We start from the raw sequence: 24522 nt of genomic DNA, 5'->3' as shown, positions 1-24522 counted from the left end.
TGCATGAGGTGTAAACGTGCTCTGCTTTACAGTTCTTCGACCTTGACCTTGAAGCTGGCCGAGACGCCCTGATACAGGCGGACGGCGGCATCGTAGCTGCCGAACTCCTTGATGTTGGACTGCATCTCCACCTTTTTCTTGTCCACTTCGGCGCCGATGAGCTTGGTGAGGGCGTCGGCCACATCCTTGGAGGTGACCTTGCCGTACAGCTTGCCGGAAGCACCGCCCTTGACCTTGACCACCACGGTCTTGTCCTTGATCTTGTCGGCCAGAGCCTGGGCGGCGGCACGGGCCTCCGCCTCATGGTGAGCCTTGGCTTCCACCTTGGTGCGGGCGACGTTCAGCGCGCCGGCGTCGGCCACAGCGGCCAGTCCCCGCGGGAACAGAAAGTTGCGTGCGTAGCCGTCCGAGACCTCATGGATCTCGTCCTTTTTGCCGATGTTCTTCACATCCTGTTTCAGAATCACTTTCACAGTGAACCCCTCCTTACAATTACGGTTTTCTCACAGGTACAGCGTTGGACGCTGACTGGTTGGCGCGATAGTGATCGATCTCCTCGCGGATGCGGCGCTCGGCCTCCTCCAGCGAGCAGTTCTTGAGCTGGGCACCGGCCATGGTCAGATGACCGCCGCCGCCCAGAGGCTCCAGAATGACCTGGACGTTCAGCGCGCCCATACTGCGCGCCGAAATATTGACACCGCCGTTTTTGGCGACGGCAACAAAGCTGGCATCCACTCCCGTGATGGTGAGCAGATCGTTGGCAGCCATGGGCAGCACCACGTTCATGCCGGGTTCCAGCTCCTCCGACACCGCAACGGCACAGCCCTTATAGATATAGGCGTCCTCCACAATGTGGGCGCGGGCCTCGTACTCTGCCTTGGAAACATTGAACAGCAGCTTGGTGTCGGCAGTCTGGGCGCCGCGGCTGCGCAGCCAGGCGGCCGCCTCAAAGGTGCGCACGCCCACATGCAGGGCAAAGCTGCGGGTGTCCAGCATGATGCCGGCCAACAGTGCCTGGGCCTCCAGCGGGGTAATATTTCCCTGTGTGGGCATGAACTGCAAGAGCTCACACACCAGCTCGCTGGCACTGGAGGCATAGGGCTCATGATAGAGCAGAATGGGGTTGTCGATGTGCCCCACCGCCATACGGTGATGGTCAATGACAACCACCCGCTGGCATTTTTCGTAGATTTTCTGGCTTTCCAACAGGCGCTTCTGATAGGTATCCACCACGATCAGCAGCGTTTTGGGGGTGATGATCTCGTAGGTTTCCTCGGGCTCAATAAAGTTGTCGCCCTCCCCTGCCTTGATGAACAGGTCGATGAGCTGGCCCGCCAAAGTAGCGCCCTTATGTACCGTGATGACCGACGGCACACCGCACATCTTGCACATGCGCAGCACGCCAATGGCCGATCCGATGGCATCCAGGTCGCTCATGCTGTGGCCCATGATGAGCACGCTGTCGCTCTGGCGGATCTGGTCCTCCAGGGCATTGGCAATGATGCGGCTGCGGACATGGCTGCGCTTTTCCACACCGTGGGAGACGCCGCCGAAAAACTCAAAGCCGTCCAGCGTCTTGACCGCCGCCTGGTCGCCGCCGCGGCCCAGGGCGATGTCAATGCTCTCCCTGGCCATCTCCTGGCACTCGGCCAAGGTCTTGCCGCCGTGGCCCACGCCGATGGACAGGGTCAGCGAACCGCCGGGATGCAGGGCGCGCACCTTGTCCAGAATGTCGAAGCGATGCTTGATCATCCGGCGGATGTGGCGCTCCTCCACCACCGCAATGTAGCGGTTGTTGGCCACCCGGCGCAGAAAGCCGGTGGTCTGGCCGATGTATTCCTCCAGCAGGCGGTTGATGGCCTCCTGCTCGTGGGCCTGCTCCGAGTCCTTCATGTCGGTGAAGAGCTCATCATAGCTGTCGATGACAATGATCATGCAGGCCGGACGGCTGGCGGTGTACTCGTCCAGCGTGTCCTTATAAAAGGTGTCGTCCACGAGGTAGACGATGCTGGCGCCGTTGGAGGTGGGGCTGGGGCTGGCGTACGCCGTGAAGCGGAAGCCGTTGACGGTAATGTCCTGCCCGTGCGGACGGGAGCAGACCGCCATATCCAGCCCGGGCAGCAGTTTTTCCACCGGCATGAGCACGGCATCGGCCCCGCCGAGGACACTGTCCTTGAAATAAGCATTATACCACAAAACAGAGTTGCCGGACATGAGAAAAGCCGGCAGCGGTAGCTGCGCCAGCGAATACTGGACCTTGCTGCCGCCGAACACATTGCCGCTCAGGTTCCGGGCGATGAAGGTGCGCACGCGTCGGCGGTTGACTGCAATGAGAATCACCGCCGCCGCCAGCACAATCACCGGCGCCAGCAGCCACTGGGGTGCATACAGCACCACCGGTACGGCCAACGCCGCGCAGCACAGCATCAGCAGCACCATGATGGCCGCCGTGTCCAGGCGTAACTTGTTTTTCATCGTACTTCCTCAACTGAATCCGCCGGGAGACTGCGCCCCCGGCGGGCCAAAGGGTTGGTTTAGACTTCCATCAGGATGGGCAGAATCATGGGGCTGCGCTTGGTCTTGCGATAGATATAGCTGGAAAGTGCCTCCCGCACGCGGGTCTTGAGGCTGTTCCAGTCATGGGCGTGGTCGGCCAGGGCACGGTCAAGAGCCATCTCCACCTGGGCACGGGCGCCGTCCATAAGTTCCTCGCTCTCCCGAACGTAGACAAAGCCGCGGGAGACCAGTTCCGGCCCTGCCAGCACCCGGCTGCTGCGGCCGTCGATGGTGACGGTGACCACAATGATGCCGTCCTCCGACAGGTGGTGGCGGTCGCGCAGGACCACATTGCCCACATCGCCCACACCGTAGCCGTCCACCATGACGGCGCCTGCGGGCACGGTGCCCTCCAGCGTCAGGGAATCCCGGGAGAGGCGCAGATTCTGGCCGTTCTCCGCAATATAGATGTTCTGCTTAGGAATATAGCCCAGCTGTTCCGCCGTCTCGGCATGACGCTTGAGCTGTTTGAACTCACCGTGCACCGGCAGGAAATACTGGGGGTGGGCAAGGGTCAGCATCAGCTTCTGCTCTTCCTGGCAGGCGTGGCCGGACACGTGGGTGTCGTACATGTTCTCATAGATGACCTCGGCGCCCAGGGCCAGCAGTCCGTTGACCACCTTGGTGACGGTCTTTTCGTTGCCGGGGATGGGCCGGGCCGAGATGATGATGAAGTCCCCGGGGCCGACCTTGACGTTGCGGTGGCTGGCCTGAGCCATGCGGGACAACGCCGACAGAGGCTCGCCCTGGCTGCCCGTGGTGATGAGGACCACCTTCTCGGGAGGATACTTGTTGACCTCCTCAATGTCGATGAGCACGGTATCGGGCACATGCAGGTAGCCCAGCTCCTTGGCCATCTCGGTGTTGGAAACCATGCTGCGGCCGTTTACCGCCACCTTGCGGCCCGACTCAATGGCCAGGTCGATGATCTGCTGGATGCGGTAAATGTTGGAGGCGAAGGTCGCCACAATGATACGCTTGTTCCGCGCCCGGGCAAACAGGCTGCGGACTCCTTCCGCCACCGTCTGCTCGGTGGCAGTGAAACCGGGGCGCTCGGCGTTGGTGGAGTCAGCCAGCAGAGCCAGGACCCCGCGGCGGCCGTACTCGGCAATGGTGGACAGATCGGTCACCGCGTCCCCGGAAAGAGGCGTGTAGTCGATCTTGAAGTCGCCGGTATGGATGACGATGCCCGCCGGGCACTCAATGGCAAAGGCCAGGGCATCCGGAATGGAGTGGTTGACATGAATGGGCTCGATGGTGAAACAGCCCAGACGGACCTTCTGCCGGGGACGGATCTCCACAAAATTGGTGCTGGATGCCAGTCCGTGCTCCTCCAGCTTGTTGCGGATGAGGCCGATGGTCAGTTTGGCCGCATAGATGGGCACGTTGAACTGACGCAGCAGATAAGGCAGACTGCCGATGTGATCCTCGTGACCGTGGGTGATGAAGATGCCCTTGATGCGGTCCTTGTTCTCCAGCACATAGGTGAAGTCGGGGATGACCAGATCGACGCCGAACATATCCGAGTCCGGGAACACGAGCCCACAGTCAATCAGGATCATGTCCCCCTGACACTCATACAGGGTGATGTTTTTGCCAACCTCGCCCAAGCCGCCCAACGGGCAGATGTGCATGGGGATGGCAGGGGCATCTGCCTGGACGTTCTGGCCCCGGCGGGGACGGGGGGCACGATTCTGCTGTACCGGCACCGTTCTGGCCGTCTGCTGGGCATTGCGGTTGGGCGCCTGAGGAACCGGTGCGCGGCGCGGACGCTGCGGACGGCGGGGTTTTGCGGTATTCTGTGCGCCTTCTCCCTGTTGTGCAGGCTCTGCCGCCTTGGCCGCAGGCTGACGGCGAGGACGCCGCTGAGGCGTGCGCGGATTCTTTGCTTTTTCGGTCTGACGCTTGTCGTTGAATTCTTCCATTGAAACCTCCGTAGGATTGCTCGGCAAAGCCGACATCCGCGCCTTTGGCGGATGCCGGGCCCTGCAGCAGGTAAACGTAATGTATTTGTGTCGCGGCTTGACCGCAGTATTCCAAAATATGGAGACCTACAAACCCTGTGACCGGGAGCGTTCTGCGCAAAAAATGTGCTGTCTGAACGTTACTCCACTCACACCGGATTTTTTGTTGGGGCGCGAAAAGCCCGCCTGTCAGGCGCGGCCGGGCCCGAATGCCAGCATAACACGAACATTGCAGATAAAAACATTATAATTGCTATTGGATAGCTTGTCAATTCTGAGCCCCAGAGCCGTTCCCCTTGCCTGCCGCCTGTAAAGCGGGTATAATGGCAGAAGCAAACCGACGTTTTTCCATGCTCAGTATGGACAATATAGCAGGAGTTCAACATGAAACACATCGAAATCTACACCGACGGCGCGTGCAGCGGCAATCCCGGTCCCGGAGGCTGGGGAGCGATCCTGCGCTTTCGCACGGCTGACAAGGTCTACGAAAAGGAACTTTCCGGCGGGGAGGCTGGCACCACCAACAACCGCATGGAACTGACCGGTCTTCTGGAGGCTTTGCGCCAGCTGAAGGAGCCCTGCGACATTGATCTCTATTCCGACAGCCAGTACGTCATCAACGGGCTGGAAAAGGGCTGGGCAAAAGGCTGGCGGGCCCGGGGCTGGAAAAAGGCCGACAAGTCCCCTGCCCTGAACGCCGACCTGTGGGCGCAACTTCTGGCGGAAAGCGAAAAGCATGTGATCCACTACCATTGGCTCAAGGGCCATGCCGGTCATCCCGAAAACGAGCGCTGCGACCGTCTGGCTGTGGCGCAGAGCAAAAAATACGGCGGCAGGCAGGCCTGATTCTGCCGTTTTGCCCCCATTCTTTCCACCCACTGTATAAAGGAGAAATTGCCATGGATGCTATGGGCTTCAACACCTATGAAAAGCAGGACCGCGTTCTGGTGGGCATGAGCGGCGGTGTGGACTCCAGCGTGACGGTGAGGATCCTGCAGGAGCAGGGCTTTGCCGTGGAGGGTGCGGTCATCCGCTTTTCCCCCGCCCACGATGCCGCTGTGGCCGCCGCCCGGGACGCCGCCCGCTCTCTGGGCGTGGAGGTGCACGTGATCGACGCGGCCGAGGCCTTCGACCGGGAGGTCGTCACCCCCTTCTGCGAAAGCTACTGCGCCGGACGCACCCCCAACCCCTGCATTCTCTGCAATCCGGCGGTCAAGTTCCGCCTGCTGGCGGAAAAAGCCGACGAGCTGGGCATCCCCTATCTTGCCACCGGGCACTATGCCCGCATTGAGCGCTGCTCTGACGGCGTCTGCCGAATCTGCACCGCCGAGAGCGCAGCCCGGGACCAGAGCTACATGCTCTACCGCCTGGGCCGGAACATTCTGGACCGGCTGATCCTTCCCCTTGGGGAATTTGAAAAGTCCGATGTCCGGGACATTGCCCACGACATTGATCTGCGCTGTGCCGATGCCCCCGACTCCATGGAGATCTGCTTTATCCCCGACGGGGATTACTCCGCTTTCATCCGTGCCCGGGGCATGACCCCCAAAGCCGGGCGGTTTATCGGTCCCGACGGCGAGGAGCTGGGCCCCCACCTGGGGGTGGACCACTACACCGTGGGCCAGCGCAAGGGGCTGGGACTCTCGGCGGGACGGCCGCTGTTTGTCCGGGAGATCTTGCCCGACGGCAACATCCGTCTGGCCGAGAGCGGCGGGGAGTTCAACCGGCGCATCCTTGTGGATTCTGTCGTCACCCCCGACGGACTGCCTCTGGCCGACGGCGAGTATCTTGTGAAGATCCGCAGTGCCGCCAAACCCACCGCCTGCGTTGTCCGCTGCGAGGACAGCGTGCTGACGGTGGATTTCCCCGAGCCGGTCCGTGCCCCCGCCCCCGGCCAGAGCGCCGTATTCTACCGCGACGGCTATGTGATGGGCGGCGGTGTGATCTTGTCGGCAGAGTGAGCTGTTCTCTCCGTCGGTACAAGGCACGTCCTTATGCCGCAAAATCGCAAAATATAAAACAGAAAGAAGCAGCCTTCCGGCGCCGGGAAAAGCGCGGGAAGGCTGCTTTTGTTTATAAAATTGTTCGGTTCCTGCGGTCTGTTCCTGCCGGCAGTGTAAAATCATTGCATGGTGATGCACTTTTTGGGGCAGGATGCTGCACAGAGGCCGCAGCCCACACATTTCTCGGCATCCAGGGTCCAGCTCTTGGCGGCACGGTCCACCGTGATGGCTTCCTGCGGGCACTTTTTGGCACACAGGGTACAGTAGACACACTTGGCCGCGTCGTTGACCGGCTTTGCCCCGGGCCTGGCTGCCTGGGCAGGCTGCTGCGGACGGGTAAAGGTATCGCTGTGCTTGGCAACATCCGGCTGGGTATAGCCCGGAACAATGCTCAGACACTTTTTGGGGCAGACGTTGACACAGTTGCCGCACTGCACACAATCAAACCGGTTGATGGTCCAGGTGCCTGCCTTGCGGTCCACCGTCAGGGCGCCGGGCGGACAGCTGCGGGCACACAGGCCGCAGCTGATGCAGTTTTCGATCTGGATAGATACATGGCCGCGCATCCGGTCGGGATACTGGGCCGGTTCAAAGGGATACCCGGTGGTCACCGGGGCGCTGAACAGATTCTTGAGCGCCGTCTGCGCAAACGGCAAAAACTTCCATTCCGCCATGCTTTCTCACCTCTCGGTACAACTGATGCAGGGATCGATGGTCAAAATCAGCAGCGGCACATCGGCCAGCTGGCAGCCCTTGAGCATATCCAGCATGGGAGGAATGTTGTTTGTGGTGGGCGTGCGCAGACGGAAACGCTCCACAAATTTGGTGCCGTTGGCTTTGACGTAGTAAATTGCCTCGCCCCGGGGCTGCTCGATGCGCATAAAGTGCTCGCCGTTGGGATTGCCCTTGACCGGCACACAGATGGGACCTTCCGGGATCTTTTCCACGGCCTGGCGGATCAGGCTGAAGGACTGGTAGATCTCGTGAATGCGGACCTCGCAGCGGGCAAAGGAATCCCCCTCCGCTGCGGTGATGGGCTCGAAGTCCAAATCATTGTAGGCTGCGTAGCCCAGCAGGCGGGTATCATAGGCCACGCCGCTGGCACGGAGCATGGGCCCTACCGCGCCCATCAGGCGGGCCTGGTCAGGCTTGAGAATGCCCAGGCCATGCAGGCGGGTTCCCACCGACAGATCCCGCAGGAAAGCCTCCGCAATGGGGCGCAGTTCCTTCTCCATCTCATTGACGGTATCCACGATCTTCAGCAGCATGCCGGTATCCATGTCCTTGAGCACACCGCCCACACAGTTGACCGAAAAGATGATGCGGCCGCCGGTGGTGGCGTCAAACATATCAAGAATTTTTTCCCGCAGGCGCCAGCACTGCATGAACAGGCTCTCAAAGCCCATGGCGTCGGCCAGCAGGCCCAGCCAGAGCAAATGGCTGTGAACACGGCTCATCTCCACCCAGATGGTGCGCAGGTAGGCTGCACGGCGCGGGATTTCGATATTCATGATTTTTTCCAGGCACTGGCAGTAGCCCATGCCGTGACCAAAGCTGCAGATACCGCAGACACGCTCGGCAATGTAAACATAGTCCTTATAGTCTTTGGTCTCCACCAGTTTTTCCAGGCCGCGATGCACAAAACCGATGCTGGGCACTGCCTTGACCACGACCTCATCTTCCAGAACAAGGTCCAGATGAATCGGTTCGGGCAGCACGGGATGCTGCGGGCCGAACGGTACAATACTCTGCTTTGCCATGTCCGCTCACCCCTTCTGCTTAAACGGCGTTTCCCGCGCGATGCGGTACAGCTTGTCGTGATAGTCCTTGTCGATGCTCTCGATCTTGACACCGAACAGCTCGGCGGCTTCGTTCTCCTGCAAAAACGCGCCGGGATATACCTGGGTAATGCTGGAGATCGTTTCGTTTTCCCCCACCGTCAGGCGCAGGGTGCGCATATCATAATCCTTGCCGAACGAATAGCTCATCTCGTATCCGTCGGGCACACGGTTGGCACAGATCTGCACGACCCGCCAGCCGTCCATCTTGAACCGGATCACCGCAGGCATGAACTCTGCCATGGTGATGGGTTCAATCGTATTCAAATGCTCCATCGGGCACTCTCCTTCCCTCATGCGCGGCCTTTCTGTTCCTGTTTTTCGGAATAAGCCTCTCGCTTCTGCTCCAGAATCTCCAGAGCCTTGACTACACCGTCAATGATGGCCTGGGGGCGGGCCGCACAGCCCGGCACATAGACATCCACCGGGATGACCGTATCCACGCCGCCCTTGATGTTGTAACAGTCCTTGAACACACCGCCGGTGCAGGCACAGATGCCCACCGCCACGACCACCTTGGGGTCGGGCATCTGGCTGTACAGCTGGCGGACAACGCTCTCGCACTGATTGTTGATGCCGCCGGTGATCAGCAGGATATCGGCCTGGAAGGGATCGCCGGTGTTGATGATGCCGAAGCGCTCGATGTCATACCGCGGCGTCGTGCAGTCCAGAACCTCAATATCACACCCGTTGCAGCTGCTGGCGTCATAATGCAGCAGCCACGGGGATTTTGCCAGTTTTGCCATACCTTTGCGCCCCTCCTTATCGAATCAGCATGAGGATCAAACCGTTGAGTCCGCCCGAAAGCAGCGTGACGACCCAACAGCTGTCCAGCAGCGTGCGCCATTTGACGCGGGCGCTGACGTTATCCCACAGAATTTCCAGGAAGAATACGAACAGGCAGGCCACAATGGCGATGGGCCAGCTCCACCAGTTTTCGTTGATGAAGAACAGCGCCACAATGCCCAGCATCAGCGTCATTTCGTAGTATTCGGCAATGTTCATGATGGCAAAGGTAGGGCCCGCCATCTCGGTGGTCAGGCCTTTGACCAGCTCCTGATGGGCATGGTGGCTGGTGGACAGGTCAAAGGGCGACTTGCGCAGCTTGATGGCCATGACAAAGAAGAAGCCGATCAAAAAGCCCGGCATGGGCAGCACGGTGCTGTAAGGCATATGGATGATGTCCACTACCTGGAAGGAACCGGTGGCCAGGTAAAAGCCCACCGCCAGAAGCAGCGTCATGGGCTCGTAGGCCATGATCTGGATCATCTCGCGGCCGGCGCCCAGGGTGGAGAAGGGCGAGGAATCGCTGGATGCCGCCATGACCAGGAACATGTCCGCCGTGGAAAGAATGAACAGGCTCATCAGGATATCGGCGCCGGCAAACAGCATGGCGCCCGCCACCGCCAGAAAGACCAGATAGCTCAGATTGAGCAGCATCTGCACGCTGTTGACCGCCAGCATCTGTTTGGAAAACAGCTTGGCCAGATCATAGAAGGGCTGCAGAAGCGGCGGGCCCTTGCGGCCCTGCATCCGCGCCGAAATGATGCGGTCGAAACCGTCGAGCAATGCCCCCACAAACGGGGCCAGGATCAGATAAAGTACAACAGATACTACCTGCATTACACTGCACCCCCTACGATCAGGCAAAGCATGACGATCAGAACACCCGCGGCCACAATCACCGCCGGACGCATCAGTCTGCGCATGCCGAACTCAAACCGGAGATACCAGTTGCTCAGGTAAAGATGCTCCGGCTCGCCGAAGCTGTTGGTGAAGTAGGTATTGTCCCCCTCGTTGATGCCGCCCATATAGATGGGAACGTAATCCCGATGGGTCGCTCTCGTCAGCAGGAACATGAGCGACGGGACAAAGATGACCGAGACCAGCATGATGGCCATGGTGGTCAGCACGCTCATGGACAGCACTTCATGGGCCGAGCCGAACAGTTCCACGATCATGGGGTCCACCACATAGGTGGAAACCAGCGGGAACAGCAGGCAAAGCAGCAGCGTGGCCGCCGCATGGATGTACATGGAAAGGTACTGGTCGGGCAGGGTCGCATCGTGGGCGGGTTCCTTGGTGTGGTGCAGCGACACCAGCTTGCTGAGCCACTTGGTCCAGTACAGCATGGTGGTTGCACTGCCGTAGGCCAGGAAGATGACCAGCAGATAGTTGTCGGCATCCACAAAAGCCTTGAGAGCCACCCACTTGGAGATCAGCATGCCGAAAGGCGCCAGGTACATGCCCGCAATGCCGATGCCCATAATATAAGTCAGGCGGGGCAGGCGGAGCAGCAGACCGTGCATGCTCTCAATATCACGGGAGCCCAGGCTGTTCTCGATGGAGCCCACCGCCTGAAACAGCATGGATTTGCTGACCGAGTGGAAGATCATGAGCAAAATGGCGGCCCAGATTGTCTCCTCCGCGCCGATGCCGGCACAGGCCACGATCAGGCCCAGGTTGGAAATGGTGGAGAATGCCAGAACTTTTTTGCCGTCGTTCTGGGCAATGGCCATCATGCTGGCTGCAATGAAGGTGAAGCCGCCGATGAAAGCCACCGTCATACCGGTCATGGTATTGCACAGCGCCGGCGACAGACGGATGAGAAGATACACGCCCGCCTTGACCATGGTTGCACTGTGCAGCAGGGCACTGGACGGAGTGGGTGCCACCATGGCGCCCAGCAGCCAGGAGGAGAAGGGCAGCTGTGCCGACTTGGTCAGGCCCGCAAAGGCCAGCATGACCACCGGTATGACAGCTCCCGCCGCAACGACCTCTCCCAGCTGAACCGTGCCCAGCGTGCCGGCTGCCACCGCAATGCCGATGGCAAAGCCAAGGCCGCCCAGCAGGTTCATCCACAAGGCACGGAAGCTGTTGTTGACAGCCTCCTCCGTGCGGGTGTAGCCGATGAGCAGGAAGGAAACCACACTGGTGATTTCCCAGAAGAAATACATCCAGACGAGGTTTTCAGACAGTACCAGGCCGAACATGGCGGCCAGGAAGAGAAACAGCATGGAGAAGAAAAAGCCGCTGCGATCCTGATACTCGGTGTGATGTTTATGATAGCCTTTCATGTAACCGACAGCGTAGATGCAGATCAGTCCGCCTACGAATGCCGCAATAATGCACATCAGCATGGCAAGGCAGTCCACTGCCATATGGTAGGGCGCTTCCACAGGCTGCGTGGTTTCCGACCAGATCAGAAGCCCCGTCTGTCCTACCGACAGCAGAATCACCGGGTACTTGCGGTGCCGGATGCTCAGATAAACGATCAGAACCATCAGCACCAGTTCGCCGGCCAGCATCAGATGATCGATTCCCTCTGTCTGCTGGTACAGCTTGACCATCTGCCCGCCGCCGCGCAGCCAGGAGATCAGCAGCGTCAGGGCCAGAATCATTACGCCGCCCGCTCCGACGTAAACCGCGATTCCCCGCGCTTTGCTGTTCCTGAGAAGCGGGATCAGCAATGCAATGAGCGCAGGCCACAAAATCAAGACTGGAATAACACCCATAAAACAAGCTCCCTTACGGAAAAGAATCATATAATATGCCGAATCCGCTCTTTATTATATGCCTGCTGCCGAAGAAATACAAGACACGGCAAATTCTGCGTTTGACACTCGTTCAGGATTTCATCTGTACAATTGTTTCCTGTGCGGCGCCCCAAAATCAGTTGTCCCGCGGTGTTCGTGAATGCCAGGAGCTTTTATTTTTTTGTACCTTCGATTTTTTTAGTTCTTCTCCCCACAGATTGGCGATTTGCTTCGGCAGTTTCGGCGCTATTTGCAAAACGCATGATTTTACACTGCGGAAATTGTGAAATTTTTGATAATTTGCCGTTACGCAAGTTTTTGTTCCGGTTCCTCATATGGAATTTTGTCACACACAGTGATACAATAGGAAATTAGAATTCAATGATTCGAATTCCGTCGTTACCGGAGGAGCCTTCTATATGCACGAGCTTTCCATCACACAAAGCATTCTGGACATTTCCCTGCAGGCCGCCCAACAGCAGCATGCCCGGCGAATCAAAATCATCCGCCTGCAGCTGGGGCAGTTCTGCGGCGTGGTACCTGAATGCGTACAGATGTACCTTGACGTGCTGGCCAAAGGCACCATTGCCGAGGGAGCAAAGATCGAGGTGATTGAGGTGCCCCTGCGGGTACGGTGCCTGGACTGCGGCCGGGAAAGTGACATTGACCGGCGGCATATTGAATGCCCTTTCTGCAAAAGCATCCGGCTCAAGCGGCTGTCCGGGCGGGAATTTCTGGTTGACAGTTTGGAGGTCGATACATAAATGGAGATCAAAGTTCTGCATCAGGTCATGGAATGGAATGAGGATGTCAGCGCTCAGGTGCGCCAGGTGCTGCGCGGCAAAAAGGTCTGCATGATCAATGTCATGGGCAGCCCCGGTGCCGGCAAGACCACCCTGATTACCTCGATGATCCAGCGGCTGCGGGATGAATTTGCCATCGGCGTCATTGAGGGCGACATCACCGGGCAGATCGACGCCGAAAAAATCGCAGCACTGAACATTCCCGCCGTACAGCTCAACACCGACGGTGCCTGCCACATTGAGGCCATGAGCATCCAGCACATCCTGCCCCAGTTTGATCTGGACCATCTGGACGTGCTGTTTGTGGAGAACATCGGCAATCTGGTTTGCCCGGCGGAGTTCAACATCGGGGAGGATTTCCGCCTCACCGTGCTGAGCGTACCCGAGGGCGACGACAAAGTGGCCAAGTATCCCCTGATGTTCACCGACACCGACTGTCTGGCCGTCAACAAGGGGGACATGCTGCCTTACTTTGAGTTTGACCTGGACCGTGTGCGGGCCGATTACCGCGGCGTCAACCCGGAAGGCCCCATGTTCGTCGTCTCCAGCCGCACCGGCGAAGGGCTGGACGAGCTGGCCGCCCATCTGGCAGCCCGCATCCGCGCTGCTCTGGCATGAGAGAGCTTCATCGGATCCACATTGCGGTCAGCGGCATTGTGCAGGGCGTGGGGTTCCGGCCCTTTCTCCACCGGCTGGCCCGGGAATGCAGCCTGAACGGCTGGGTGCGCAATACCTCCTCCGGCGTGGAGCTGGAACTGGAAGGTCCCGACGAGGCTCTGAAGGGCTTTGCTGACGGGCTGAAACGCAAAGCGCCGCCCCTGGCTGTGGTGGAGGATGTCCGGATAACGCCCATGGACGGGCTGGCAGGGTACCGGGATTTTACCATCCGGGACAGCCGGCAGGACAGCGGCGCGACGCTGGTCTCCCCGGACATTGCCCCCTGTCCCGCCTGTCTGAAGGAGCTGTACACCCCCTCCGACCGGCGATACCGCTACCCCTTTATCAATTGTACCGACTGCGGGCCACGGTTCACCATCATCCGTTCCCTGCCCTATGACCGGCCGGGAACTTCCATGTCCACCTTTGCCATGTGCCCCGACTGCGCCGCCGAATACGGTGACATTGCCACCCGGCGCTACCACGCCCAGCCCGACTGCTGTCCGCGCTGCGGTCCCAGGGCCTTTTATCTGGATGACCGGGGCGCTGCGGTGCCCGGGGATGCCGTGACTCTGGCCCAGCAGGCTCTGGCCGCAGGCGGGGTCATTGCCGTCAAGGGGACGGGCGGCATCCATCTGGCCTGCGACGCCTCCAATCCCGATGCTGTGCGGCGGCTGCGCCGCCGGAAGCACCGGGAGGAAAAGCCGCTGGCCGTCATGTGCCGCGATCTTGCCGCCGCAAAACGACTCTGCTTTGTGGACGGCGATGAGGAAAAACTTCTGCAAAGCGTCCGGCGTCCCATCCTGCTGCTGCGCAAGCGTGACCCGCAGGGTCTAACCGGGCTGAGTGCCAACGCCCGCCTGGGCGTCATGCTGCCCTACACACCGCTGCATGTCCTGCTGCTGGACGGCAGTTCTGGAGGGCCCGACACACTGGTCATGACCAGCGCCAATCTGCCCGGCCGCCCCGTCATGACCGAAAACGACGAGGCTTTGCAGGGTCTGCGGGGCATCGCCGACGGCTTTCTGCTCCACGACCGGGATATTGTCAACCGCTGCGACGACTCGCTGGCAGCAGTGTGGCGGGGGCGGGAATACTTTTTCCGCCGCAGCCGGGGGTACGCCCCCCAGCCGGTGACCACCGCTTTCGACGTGACCGGGATTCTGGCCTTTGGCGCCGAGCAAAAGGCTTCCTTTGCGGCCGGACGGGAGTATCACGCCTTTCTGAGCCAGCACATCGGCGACCTGAAAAATGCCGAGACTCTGGACCATTACCGCGCCGCCATGGAGACCTATCTGCGGCTGTTCGGCATCCGGCCGGCGCAGCTGGTCTGTGACCTGCATCCTGACTACTTCTCCACCGGGGAAGCCCGGGCGCTTGCCCGGCGGGAGAATCTGCCCCTGCTGCAGGTGCAGCACCACTGGGCCCACATGGCCGCCTGCATGGCAGACAACCGGTTGGACGGCCAGGTCTTCGGCATTGTCTGGGACGGTACCGGCCTGGGGCTGGACGGCACCATCTGGGGCGGAGAATTTCTGGTGGGCGGATACGAGCAGTTCCGCCGGGTGGGGTCCATCCGCCCGGTCCTGCTGCCCGGCGGGGACGCTGCCACCCAAAAAATTGGCCGGATTGCCCTCTCCCTTGCCTGGGATGCAGAGCTTGCCACCGACGCTTTTCCGCCTGCGGAAAACCGCGCCACCCTGCTTGCCATGCTGGAGCGGGGCATCTCCTGCCCGGCGGCCAGCAGCATCGGGCGGTTGTTTGACGGAGTCTATTCCCTGCTGACCGGGCGCCAGGCCGCGGCCTACGACGGTCAGGCTCCCACTTTGCTGGAAGCCTTGGTCGACGCCTCCATCCCCGGCCGGGTATATCCCGTCGCCTTCTATGAGGAGGACGGTCTGCGCCGCTTTGATACCCGCCCGCTGCTGCGCGCACTCTGTGCCGACAAGGCAGAGGGGGTATCTCCTGCCGCCATGGCCCGCGGATTTATGGACGCACTGTGCCGCATGGCGCTGGAACAGTGCCGGGCCCTCAATGACCGTCGCCTGCCGGTGGTTTTGTCCGGCGGTGTCTTTCTCAATCAGTATCTCTTGTCCGGCATCACCCGCCTGCTGGAGGCGGACGGATTCCGGGTTTATCCTCATTGCCGCGTTTCCCCCGGCGACGAAGGCCTCTGCCTGGGTCAGCTGGCCATCGCGGCTGCACAAAGGAGCGTTGATTTCCATGTGTCTGGCAGTTCCCCTGAAAATTGTATCCGTTGACGGCAAGCGTGCCGTGGGAGAAGCCGCCGGTCTCTCCCAGACCATCCGGGTGGACTTTATCCCCGATATTCAGCCCGGCGACTATGTGATGGTCCATGCCGGGTTCGCCATCCAGAAACTGACCCAGCAGCAGGCGGAGGAAAACCTTGCCTGCATTCAGGAGGCCATCGATGCTCTTTGAAGATCATTTCCGCCGCCCGGAAGGCTCCCGGCGGCTGCTGGATGCCATCCACGCCCTGACGGAAAAGACCGGGCCGGTGCGTCTGATGGAGATCTGCGGCACTCACACCATGGCCATCGCCAAGGCAGGACTGCGCACTGCCCTTGCCCCCGATGTGCGCCTGCTCTCGGGTCCCGGCTGCCCGGTCTGCGTGACCCCCGCCGGGGAGATTGACGGCATCCTGCAGCTCTGCGGGCAGCCTGATGTTCTGATTGCCAGCTATGGCGACCTGCTCCGGGTGCCCGGCTCTCAGCGGGGCGATACGCTGCTACGCCGCCGGGCTCTGGGTGCCCAGGTCAGGACCGTCTACTCCCCCATGGAGGCGGTGGAACTGGCTGCCGCCCAGCCGGATACCCAGGTGGTTTTTCTCGGGGTGGGATTTGAGACCACCGCCCCCGGCACCGCCGCCTGCATTCTGGAAGCTGCCGACCGTGAGTTGGAGAACTTCTCCGTTCTCTGTCTGCTCAAGCGCACCGAACCCGCCCTGCGCGCCCTGATCGCCGCGCCGGACTTTGCGGTGGACGGTTTTCTCTGCCCCGGGCATGTGGCCGCCGTCACAGGGGCGATCGCCTTTTCCTTTCTGCCTCGGGAATTTCAACTGCCTGCCGTGGTGAGCGGTTTTGAGGCGGGAGATATCCTCTACTCGGTCTGGCGGCTGGTTGCCATGCTGGCAGAAGGCCATCCCGGACTGGAGAACGAATACACCCGTCTGGTGGCCCCCGCAGGGAATCCGGCGGCGCTGGCAGCCATCGACCAGGTGTTTGAGCACCGCACCAGTCTGTGGCGTGGGCTGGGAGAAATTCCGGACAGCGGCTACGCCCTGAGACCTGAGTACAGCCGCTGGGACGCTGCCCAAAAATTCGGCTTTGTCCCCGGCCAGGCAAACGAAATTCCCGGCTGCCGCTGCGGCTCGGTGATCCGCGGTGTCTGTGAGCCCGGCGAGTGTCCGCTTTTCGGCAAGGCCTGCACCCCGGCAGACCCGGTGGGGCCCTGCATGGTCTCCAGCGAGGGAGCCTGCGCGGCGGCCTGGAAATACCGCGCCCGCTGACCGGCTTTTCCGCAAAGACAAGGAGCATGAAATGAAAGAGATTGTTACATTGGATCACGGCAGCGGCGGTCTGCGCACCTCTGAGCTGATCGAACAGGTACTGCTGCCCGCTTACGGCAACGCCGCACTCAACGAGCTGGGTGACGGCGCGGTTTTGTCCGATCTGGGCGGGAGCCCGGTCTTTTCCACCGACAGCTTTGTGGTCACGCCCTGGCGGTTTCCCGGCGGCAACATCGGCAAGCTGGCGGTGTGCGGCACCATCAACGATGTCTGCATGGCGGGCGGTGAGCCGAAATATCTGAGCCTGGCCCTGATTCTGGAGGAGGGCTTTGCCATGGATGATCTGCGGGAGATCGTCGCCTCCGCCGCCGAGACCGCCAAAGCCTGCGGTGTCCAGATCGTCACCGGCGACACCAAAGTGGTGGAGCGGGGCCATGTGGACGGCATCTACATCAATACAGCGGGCATCGGCGTGCTGCGCGCCCATGGATTGGGACGGTCGGCCATCCGCCCCGGCGATGCGGTGCTGGTCAGCGGCAGTGTGGGCTGTCATGGGGCTGCCGTTATGATGGCCCGGGGAGACATTCCCTGTGAGGGCACCCTGCTCTCCGACTGCTGCCCCCTCCATGCCCTGAGCAAAGCTGCCCTGGATGCCGGCGGCGTACGCATCCTGCGTGACCCCACCCGGGGCGGTGTGGCCACCACCCTCAATGAATTTGTGGAGCATGGCCCTTTCTGCATCGAGCTGGAGGAGGACGCCATTCCCGTAGACCCGGCCGTTGCCGCCGCCTGTGACCTGCTGGGCCTTGACCCCCTCTATGCTGCCTGCGAGGGCCGCATGCTGGCGGTGGTGGACCCGACCTGCGTGGATGCCGTGCTCTCCGCTCTTCATGCGTTGCCCGGCGGTGAGGGTGCCGTTCAGATCGGCCGCGTCACCACGGCCCGCCCCGGACAGGTAATGCTGAACGCCGCCTTCGGCAGCCGGATCCTGAGCAAGCTGACCGGTGCCCAGCTGCCCCGCATCTGCTGATGCCGCAATCCGGGCAACCTGATATTTTCTTAAAACAAAAACCGCCTTTCCCTGCACAGCATGGTGCGCCGGGAAAGGCGGTTTCTATTTCTTTTCCGTGTGTGGTCGCGTGGCGGAAAGTAATGCCATCTTCAGTCGTCGGATGCCTGACCGGATTGGTCGCCGGTATTGCCGAAAAGCCGGCTGTCCAGCCATTCCAGCTCCATCTCAAACACTTCCCGGGAGTTTGTCTCGTTATGCATCTCGTGGCGGCCGCCCTCATAGATCTGGCAGGTCAAGTCATGGACGCCTGCGTCCCCCAGCATGGCGTAGACCTCCCGTACACCGGCACCATAGTCCCCTACCGGGTCGTCTGTGCCGGATACCAGCAGAATCGGCAGGTCTTTGGGAATGGAGTTTGCCCATTTGCGGCTGCTGACATGGGTCAAAGCCTGGAGCATATCCCGGTACGCCGCTGCTGTAAAGGTAAAATTGCAATCCGGGTCGGCGTCATACTCGGCCACCACCTGCGGGTCACGGCTGATCCATGCATTTTTGGAGACAGCGTCAGGAATGCGGCTGCAATACTTAGCAAACTGAGACTTGATCATCACGCGGGAGTGGTAGCGGGACCCCGCCACCCCCGCCGCCATGGTGCTGACGGCATAGCCCAGCTCATTGCGGGCGGCAGGGCCTGCCGTACCGCTGAGAATCATGCCGCGGATGGTATCCGGCCAGTACTCAGCGTACCACCGTGCAAAAAAGCTGCCCATGCTGTGGCCGAACAGAACCACCGGCAGGTCGGGATAGCGGCGGTGCAGCTGGTCGTTCATGGTCTTGAGGTCGGACAGAACCAGCCGCCAGCCGTTTTTGTCCGCAAAATGACCGTGTTCCTCCGGCGGGACGCTGGCGCCGTGCCCCAGATGATCGTTGCCCCCCACCGCATATCCGTGTGCCGTAAAAAACTCGATCAACCGGCGATAGCGGCCGATATACTCACACATACCGTGACTGATCTGGATGACGCCCCGCGGCTCTCCCTGTACCGGCCGGTAGAGATACGCTGCAATGGTGTGCCGCCCGTCCGCCGAGGGATAGGCGATTTTCTCACATTGGAGTTCTGACATACCGTTGTCCCCTTTCCAAATTGCCCGCCGTCAGAACCGCTGGACGCCCTCGGGTGTGACCCGGGCATACACCAGCGGCGGCAGATTGGGCTGCTGGTCCGAAATGACGAGCCCGCCGCGGTACATTTCTTCCGCGGGAGCAAACAGGGCAGGATCGTCGGCGTAAAAGGTGCAGATGGACTCCCCCGACCGTACCTTGTCCCCCAGTTTTTTGTGCATGACAATCCCCGCTGCAAAGTCGATGGAGTCTTCCTTGCGGATACGGCCCGCTCCCAGCAGAACACTGGCATTGCCGATCTTTTCCACGTCGTTTTTGGCAATGTAACCGTTCTCCCGGGCGGTGATCTCGTAACTGTAAGTCGCCTTGCGCAGTTTGTCGGGGTCCTTCACCATCTCCACATCGCCGCCCTGGGCCGCAAACATCCGGCAGCACTTGACAAAGGCAGTGCCGTCCTGGAGGGTGCGCTCCGCCATGGCGCGGCATTCGGTCAATGTTCCCTTGCCGGCCAATACCAGCATATTGGCGGCAAGCTGCAGGCAGACCTCGGTCAGATCGGCCGGGCCCTTGCCCTTGAGTACCGCGATGCTCTCGGCAATTTCCAGCGAGTTGCCGATATTATGCCCCAAAGGTTTGTCCATATCGGTGATCAGGGCAGCCACTTTCCGCCCGTGGGCTGTGCCGATGGATACCATCAGGCGGGCAAGCTCAATGGCGTCGTCCAGGTTCTTCATGAAGGCGCCGTCGCCCATGGTAACATCCAGCAGGATGGCATCCGACCCGGCAGCCAGCTTTTTGCTCATGATGGAGGAGGCAATCAGCGGGATGCAGCCCACCGTGGCCGTCACATCCCGCAGAGCGTACAGCTTTTTGTCCGCCACTGCGATCTCGCCGCTCTGGCCGATGACCGAGATGCCGATCTCGTTGACCTGGCGGAAGAATTCCTCCCGGGTCAGGGCGGTGCGGGTGCCCGGCACCGCTTCCATCTTGTCCACGGTTCCGCCGGTATGGCCCAGACCGCGGCCGCTCATCTTGGCGATCTTGACGCCGCAGGCCGCCACAATGGGGGCGATGACCAGCGTGGTCTTGTCCCCCACGCCGCCGGTGGAGTGCTTGTCCACCTTGATGCCTTGGATAGCCGACAGGTCCACCATATCCCCCGAGTGCGCCATCACCTCGGTGAGGACGGCGGTCTCCTCATCGGTCATGCCCCGCAGGTAGATGGCCATGAGCAGGGCACTCATCTGGTAGTCGGGGATGTCCCCCGCCACATATCCGTTGACGGCAAAGGCAATTTCCTCTCTTGTGAGAATGCCGCCGTCCCGCTTTTTGGCAATGACATCGTACATTCGCATAGATGTTTCTCCTTATGTGTCCGCGGGCGCAGCCGCGGAAAAACGAAACGGAGCCGGCCGCCGCGCCGCGATACAGCCGCCAGGGCTGGGCTCCGGCGCTTGGTCACCGACTCCGTTATAGGTTGTTTTGTGTTGCTTTCCGGGTAGGACAGGAGCCAAAGGATCAGCGCGAGCCCTTGTCGTAGGGGATGCCCTCCGCCTTGGGTGCCTTGGACTTCTTGGAGGTAAAGACCAGGACGATCATGGTGACGATATAGGGCAGCATCTGGTAGAGGTTAGAGATATCCTTGACCCCCTCAAATTTGGGCAGGAAGGCCAGAGAACCGCTGTAGGCCGCGATGACCTTGAACAGTGCAAAGAAGATGGCCGAGCCCAGGATGGGCAGAGGTTTCCAGTTACCGAAGATCATGACCGCCAGAGCAAGGAAGCCATAGCCGCCCACATCCGAGTTGAAGCCGCTGCCGGCTGCAACGGTGTAGGCCAGGCCGCCGATGCCGCCCAAAAAGCCGGAGATCAGCACGCCGGAATAGCGCATCTTGTAGACGTTGATGCCCACCGAGTCCGCCGCCTGGGGATGCTCGCCGCAGGCACGCAGCCGCAGGCCGAAGCGGGTCTTGTAAAGCACCACGTAGGAAACGATGAGCAGCACCACGGCGATGGGGGTGGTGAGGTAGAAATACTTGAAGATCAGAGTGTTCCAGAAGGTCTGGCCCTCGATGGGGGCAAGGCCGAAGGTCTCGCGGGTGATGCGGGCCCAGCTGGGGACCTGGATGGTGGTGAGGCCCTGACCCTGAATGGCCCAGGTCAGAACCACGGCAAAGGCCGGGGCAAACTGGTTGAGGGCCGTGCCGCCGATGGTCTGGTCCGCCTTGAGGTTGATGGCCGCAAAGGCCAGGAACAGCGAGAAGATCATGCCGCAGGCCCCTGCAATGAGGATGGCGCAGAACATGGCGAGCTGGGGATGCTCGGGGCCGAAGCCGCTCTTGTCAAAGGCCTGCAGTGAGAAGCAGGCAAACAAGGCACCGATGATCATCATGCCTTCCAGGGCGATGTTGATGACGCCGGAATGCTCCGAAAACATGCCGCCCAGTGCAACCAGAAGCAGCGGCACCGCAAACAGGACGGTCAGACTGATGATATTTGCAAATACGATCATTTCTTCGCCGCCTCCTTCTGCTTACGATTGGCAAACGCCCTGGAAATGACACCGCGCATCAGCAGGGCAAAGGCTGCCAGATAGATGATGACCGCAATGACGATGTCGGTGGTCTCGGGGGAGTATTCCGGCTGCATGGCAGCGCCGCCCACCTGGATATAACTGATAAACAGTGCGCTGAAAATAACGCCGATGGGGTTGGAATTGGCCAGCAGTGCTACCGGGATACCGTTGAAGCCCATGGCCAGAACGGATTTTTCGATGACGTACTGAACAGTGCCCGCCAGGTAGTAGATGCCGCCGCCCAGACCGGACAGGGCACCGGCAATGACCATGGAGAGAATGATATTGCGCTTGGCGTTGATGCCCGCGTACTGGGAAGCATCCTTGTTGAGACCGCAGGCCTTGAGCTCATAGCCGAAGGTGGTCTTTTGCAACACGACCCAGATCACGATGGCAACCAGAATGGTGATGAGAATGCTGATGTTGATCCAGCTGGAATTGCCGAACAGCTTGTCCAGACCGCCCTTGGGAATGACGGCGCCCGGATTGGCCGCGCTGAGGGCTGCGGTACGGTCGGAGTTGGATGCACCCCAGGCCGACGCCAGCATGGTGGGCATGTTGGCAATCAGCAGGTTGACCAGATACATGCCGATCCAGTTGAACATAATGGAGGTGATGACCTCATTGACGTTGAACAGTGCCTTGAAGAGACCGGGGAAAATGCCCCAGATGGCACCGCCGATCATAGCTGCCAGCAGGCAGAGATACCACGGCAGCTGGAACTGGATGGCGCAGACCAGGGCGAAGAAAGTTCCCATGGTGTACTGGCCGGGTGCGCCGATGTTGAACAGTCCCGTCTTGAAGGCAAAGCCGACCGAAAGGCCGCACATCATGAGGGGCGCGGCCTGGTACAGGACCTTGCCGAACTTGTCCAGGCTGGCAATGCCGGTGCCCAGCATGGCCGCCATGCCTTTGGCCGAAGCCTCCGGATTGAGGATCACCAGAAGAAGGTATCCCAGCAGCAGGCCGATGAGGATGGACAGCAGGCTGGCCAGCACACCGATCAGCGCCGCGTTTTGCGAAAGGGGCTTTCTGCTTTTTTTCATGCTTTTGCCTCCCCCTGTTTCTTGCCGCCGGCCATATACAGGCCCAGCTCCTGAACCGTGGTCTTGGCAGGATCGAACTCGCCCACGATCTCGCCTTCATACATGACGAGGATGCGGTCGGACAGGTTCATGACCTCGTCCAGCTCCAGGCTGATGAGCAGGACTGCACGGCCGGCGTCACGCTCGGCCACCAGCTGCTTGTGGATATATTCGATGGCGCCCACGTCCAGACCGCGGGTGGGCTGGACCGCAACCAGAAGCTGGGGTTCCTTGTCAATTTCCCGGGCAATAATGGCCTTCTGCTGGTTGCCGCCCGACATGCTGCGGGCAATGGTGGCAGTTCCCTGACCGCTGCGCACATCGTACTGGCGGATCAGCTTGTCGGCATACTGCTCTACCTCCGCCTTGCGGATGAAGCCGTGGTTCTGGAACTGCGGCTGCCAGTAGCGCTGGAGGACCATATTTTCACCCAGGGTATAATCCAGCACCAGACCGTGCTTGTGGCGATCCTCCGGAATATGACTCATGCCCGCCTTGGAGCGCTCCCGAATGGGGGCGTCGGTGATATCCTGGCCGCACAGGCGAATATGGCCGCTCGTGACCTTCTCCAGGCCGGTGATGCCGTAGACCAGCTCGCTCTGGCCGTTGCCTTCAATACCGGCGATGCAGAGAATTTCCCCCGCGTGTGCCTGGAAGGACACACCCTTGACGGCGTTATTCTTGTGCACCTTGCTGGGAACCACAAGGTTTTCCACCTCGAGGATAGGCTCACCGGGCCGGGCAGGCTTTTTCTCCACGGCAAAGCTGACATCGCGGCCCACCATCATGCGGGAAAGTTCCTCCTTGGTGGTGGAGGCAATGTCCACAGTGCCCATGCAGCGGCCCTTGCGCAGAACGGTGCAGCGGTCGGAAACCGCCATGATCTCGTTGAGCTTGTGGGTGATGAACAGAATGCTCTTGCCCTCTGCCTTGAAGCCCCGCATGATCTCCATGAGTTCGTCGATTTCCTGGGGCGTCAGGACGGCCGTGGGCTCGTCAAAAATGAGAATGTCGTTATCCCGGTAGAGCATCTTGAGAATTTCCACACGCTGCTGCATACCCACCGAAATATTCTCCACCAAAGCGTCCGGATCGACGCGGAGGCCATATTTTTCCGACAGGGCCATGACCTTTTTGCGGGCTTCATCCTTGCGCAGGAACCCGAACCGTGTTTCCTCCACACCGAGGATAATGTTGTCCAGAACGGTAAAGCATTCCACCAGCTTGAAGTGCTGATGCACCATGCCGATGCCCAGACGGTTGGCGTCGTTGGGGTCCTTGATGCGGACCTCCTTGCCGTCCTTTTTGATCACGCCCTTTTCCGGCTGATACAGACCGAACAGCACGCTCATCAGCGTGGACTTGCCAGCGCCATTTTCACCCAGCAGTGCGTGGATCTCGCCACGGCGCAGCTGCAAGGTGATGTCATCATTGGCCTTGATTCCGGGAAATTCCTTTGTGATGTGCAACATCTCAATGACAAAATCCTCTGCCAATGGTGCGTTCCCCCTTTCATTGATATCCCGCCTGTTGTCATCCGCTTTTGTGCGGCAAGAGAAGAAAAAGCCACCGGTCCTCCCCATGAACAGGAAAGAAAATCTGCCGGTATTTTTCCCCGTTTTTTCTGCCAAGCCCTGCGTTTTTACCCGCAGCGCCGCAATTTTCAAGCAGAACGCCCTGCACCCCCGGGCAAACCGGCGGTGCAGGCGGGAAATCCATTTGATTTTACTTGGTTTTATTATATTGAATCCCGGCACTTTTTACAAGGTTTTTCACGGAGAAATCAGATACCCTGTCAAAAATTACAGAAAAGTCATACTATTGTTGTATGAAAAATCAATCG

General features: G+C 60.2%; 23 protein-coding genes. 9 read left to right on the top strand and 14 right to left on the bottom strand.

All coding sequences use genetic code 11. The features are described from left to right. Positions 1 to 26: 26 nt before the first annotated feature. Genes rplI through INF35_RS00525 form a run of 3 tightly spaced genes read right to left on the bottom strand, consistent with a single transcriptional unit; the run spans position 27 to position 4481 of the window. Complete coding sequence (rplI, locus tag INF35_RS00535) at positions 27 to 473, bottom strand: 50S ribosomal protein L9 (RefSeq protein WP_193499643.1); 447 nt, start codon at positions 471 to 473, stop codon at positions 27 to 29. Between the two features lie 19 nt (positions 474 to 492). Further along, positions 493 to 2475 carry a DHH family phosphoesterase gene (locus INF35_RS00530; RefSeq protein ID WP_193499642.1) on the bottom strand — a complete coding sequence of 661 codons (1983 nt, stop codon included), beginning with the start codon at positions 2473 to 2475 and terminating at the stop codon, positions 493 to 495. Positions 2476 to 2534: 59 nt separating this feature from the next. Next, a complete protein-coding gene (locus tag INF35_RS00525; protein WP_235983069.1) occupies positions 2535 to 4481 on the bottom strand; it encodes a ribonuclease J in 1947 nt (648 codons plus the stop codon). A 423-nt stretch (positions 4482 to 4904) separates the two neighbouring features. Between INF35_RS00525 and rnhA the strand changes: the two genes are divergently transcribed. After that, a complete protein-coding gene (gene rnhA, locus INF35_RS00520; RefSeq protein WP_193499641.1) occupies positions 4905 to 5366 on the top strand; it encodes a ribonuclease HI in 462 nt (153 codons plus the stop codon). A gap of 53 nt (positions 5367 to 5419) precedes the next feature. Beyond that, positions 5420 to 6481, top strand: coding sequence for a tRNA 2-thiouridine(34) synthase MnmA (gene mnmA, locus INF35_RS00515; protein ID WP_235983068.1), 1062 nt, complete (start codon positions 5420 to 5422; stop codon positions 6479 to 6481). 161 nt (positions 6482 to 6642) lie between these two features. On the opposite strand, the gene INF35_RS00510 is transcribed toward mnmA, so the two are convergent. The 6 genes from INF35_RS00510 to INF35_RS00485 are packed head-to-tail and all read right to left on the bottom strand — an operon-like array spanning position 6643 to position 11762. After that, the gene (locus tag INF35_RS00510; protein WP_193499640.1) at positions 6643 to 7197 is read right to left on the bottom strand and encodes a 4Fe-4S binding protein; all 555 of its coding nucleotides are present in this window, start codon (positions 7195 to 7197) and stop codon (positions 6643 to 6645) included. A 6-nt stretch (positions 7198 to 7203) separates the two neighbouring features. Beyond that, positions 7204 to 8283: a hydrogenase large subunit gene (locus INF35_RS00505; RefSeq protein WP_193499639.1), complete on the bottom strand. Its 1080-nt coding sequence runs from the start codon at positions 8281 to 8283 to the stop codon at positions 7204 to 7206. 6 nt (positions 8284 to 8289) lie between these two features. After that, positions 8290 to 8637 (bottom strand): NADH-quinone oxidoreductase subunit C, encoded by a 348-nt coding sequence (locus INF35_RS00500; protein WP_193499638.1) that lies wholly within the window; start codon positions 8635 to 8637, stop codon positions 8290 to 8292. A 17-nt stretch (positions 8638 to 8654) separates the two neighbouring features. Further along, positions 8655 to 9107 carry an NADH-quinone oxidoreductase subunit B family protein gene (locus INF35_RS00495; RefSeq protein WP_193499637.1) on the bottom strand — a complete coding sequence of 151 codons (453 nt, stop codon included), beginning with the start codon at positions 9105 to 9107 and terminating at the stop codon, positions 8655 to 8657. A gap of 16 nt (positions 9108 to 9123) precedes the next feature. Beyond that, positions 9124 to 9984, bottom strand: a complete 861-nt coding sequence (locus tag INF35_RS00490) for a respiratory chain complex I subunit 1 family protein (RefSeq protein ID WP_193499636.1) — start codon at positions 9982 to 9984, stop codon at positions 9124 to 9126. Continuing rightward, entirely contained in the window at positions 9984 to 11762 is a 1779-nt protein-coding gene (locus tag INF35_RS00485) for an NADH-quinone oxidoreductase subunit 5 family protein (RefSeq protein ID WP_235983067.1), read from the bottom strand. Before INF35_RS00485 ends, INF35_RS00490 begins: the two co-directional genes overlap by 1 nt. A gap of 554 nt (positions 11763 to 12316) precedes the next feature. Between INF35_RS00485 and hypA the strand changes: the two genes are divergently transcribed. The 6 genes from hypA to hypE are packed head-to-tail and all read left to right on the top strand — an operon-like array spanning position 12317 to position 17916. Next, positions 12317 to 12661, top strand: a complete 345-nt coding sequence (hypA, locus tag INF35_RS00480; protein ID WP_193499634.1) for a hydrogenase maturation nickel metallochaperone HypA — start codon at positions 12317 to 12319, stop codon at positions 12659 to 12661. Then, positions 12662 to 13318: a hydrogenase nickel incorporation protein HypB gene (gene hypB / locus INF35_RS00475; RefSeq protein WP_193499633.1), complete on the top strand. Its 657-nt coding sequence runs from the start codon at positions 12662 to 12664 to the stop codon at positions 13316 to 13318. It begins immediately after the preceding gene. Beyond that, entirely contained in the window at positions 13315 to 15618 is a 2304-nt protein-coding gene (gene hypF, locus INF35_RS00470; RefSeq protein ID WP_193499632.1) for a carbamoyltransferase HypF, read from the top strand. Before hypB ends, hypF begins: the two co-directional genes overlap by 4 nt. Further along, complete coding sequence (locus INF35_RS00465; protein ID WP_193499631.1) at positions 15581 to 15799, top strand: HypC/HybG/HupF family hydrogenase formation chaperone; 219 nt, start codon at positions 15581 to 15583, stop codon at positions 15797 to 15799. Before hypF ends, INF35_RS00465 begins: the two co-directional genes overlap by 38 nt. Next, positions 15789 to 16886, top strand: coding sequence for a hydrogenase formation protein HypD (gene hypD / locus INF35_RS00460; protein WP_193499630.1), 1098 nt, complete (start codon positions 15789 to 15791; stop codon positions 16884 to 16886). Before INF35_RS00465 ends, hypD begins: the two co-directional genes overlap by 11 nt. A gap of 31 nt (positions 16887 to 16917) precedes the next feature. Beyond that, a complete protein-coding gene (hypE, locus tag INF35_RS00455; protein WP_193499629.1) occupies positions 16918 to 17916 on the top strand; it encodes a hydrogenase expression/formation protein HypE in 999 nt (332 codons plus the stop codon). A 131-nt stretch (positions 17917 to 18047) separates the two neighbouring features. Here hypE and INF35_RS00450 read toward each other — a convergent pair whose 3' ends face one another. The 5 genes from INF35_RS00450 to INF35_RS00430 form a co-directional block, all read right to left on the bottom strand. Next, entirely contained in the window at positions 18048 to 19022 is a 975-nt protein-coding gene (locus INF35_RS00450; RefSeq protein ID WP_193499628.1) for an alpha/beta hydrolase, read from the bottom strand. Between the two features lie 30 nt (positions 19023 to 19052). After that, positions 19053 to 20375 carry a pyrimidine-nucleoside phosphorylase gene (locus INF35_RS00445; protein WP_193499627.1) on the bottom strand — a complete coding sequence of 441 codons (1323 nt, stop codon included), beginning with the start codon at positions 20373 to 20375 and terminating at the stop codon, positions 19053 to 19055. 163 nt (positions 20376 to 20538) lie between these two features. Beyond that, entirely contained in the window at positions 20539 to 21531 is a 993-nt protein-coding gene (locus tag INF35_RS00440) for an ABC transporter permease (RefSeq protein ID WP_193499626.1), read from the bottom strand. Continuing rightward, the gene (locus tag INF35_RS00435) at positions 21528 to 22640 is read right to left on the bottom strand and encodes an ABC transporter permease (RefSeq protein WP_193499625.1); all 1113 of its coding nucleotides are present in this window, start codon (positions 22638 to 22640) and stop codon (positions 21528 to 21530) included. Before INF35_RS00435 ends, INF35_RS00440 begins: the two co-directional genes overlap by 4 nt. After that, entirely contained in the window at positions 22637 to 24151 is a 1515-nt protein-coding gene (locus tag INF35_RS00430; RefSeq protein ID WP_193499624.1) for an ABC transporter ATP-binding protein, read from the bottom strand. Before INF35_RS00430 ends, INF35_RS00435 begins: the two co-directional genes overlap by 4 nt. On the opposite strand from INF35_RS00430, the gene INF35_RS00425 reads away from it, so the two are divergent. After that, positions 24143 to 24511, top strand: a complete 369-nt coding sequence (locus INF35_RS00425; protein WP_193499623.1) for a hypothetical protein — start codon at positions 24143 to 24145, stop codon at positions 24509 to 24511. The two genes, INF35_RS00430 and INF35_RS00425, sit on opposite strands and share 9 nt — an antisense overlap. Positions 24512 to 24522 lie beyond the last annotated feature (11 nt).

It is taken from the genome of Gemmiger gallinarum, from assembly GCF_014982805.1.
GTDB lineage: Bacteria > Bacillota > Clostridia > Oscillospirales > Ruminococcaceae > Gemmiger > Gemmiger gallinarum.
Note: the sequence above shows the minus strand (reverse complement) of the source record. Positions and strands in the feature narration are given on the sequence as shown.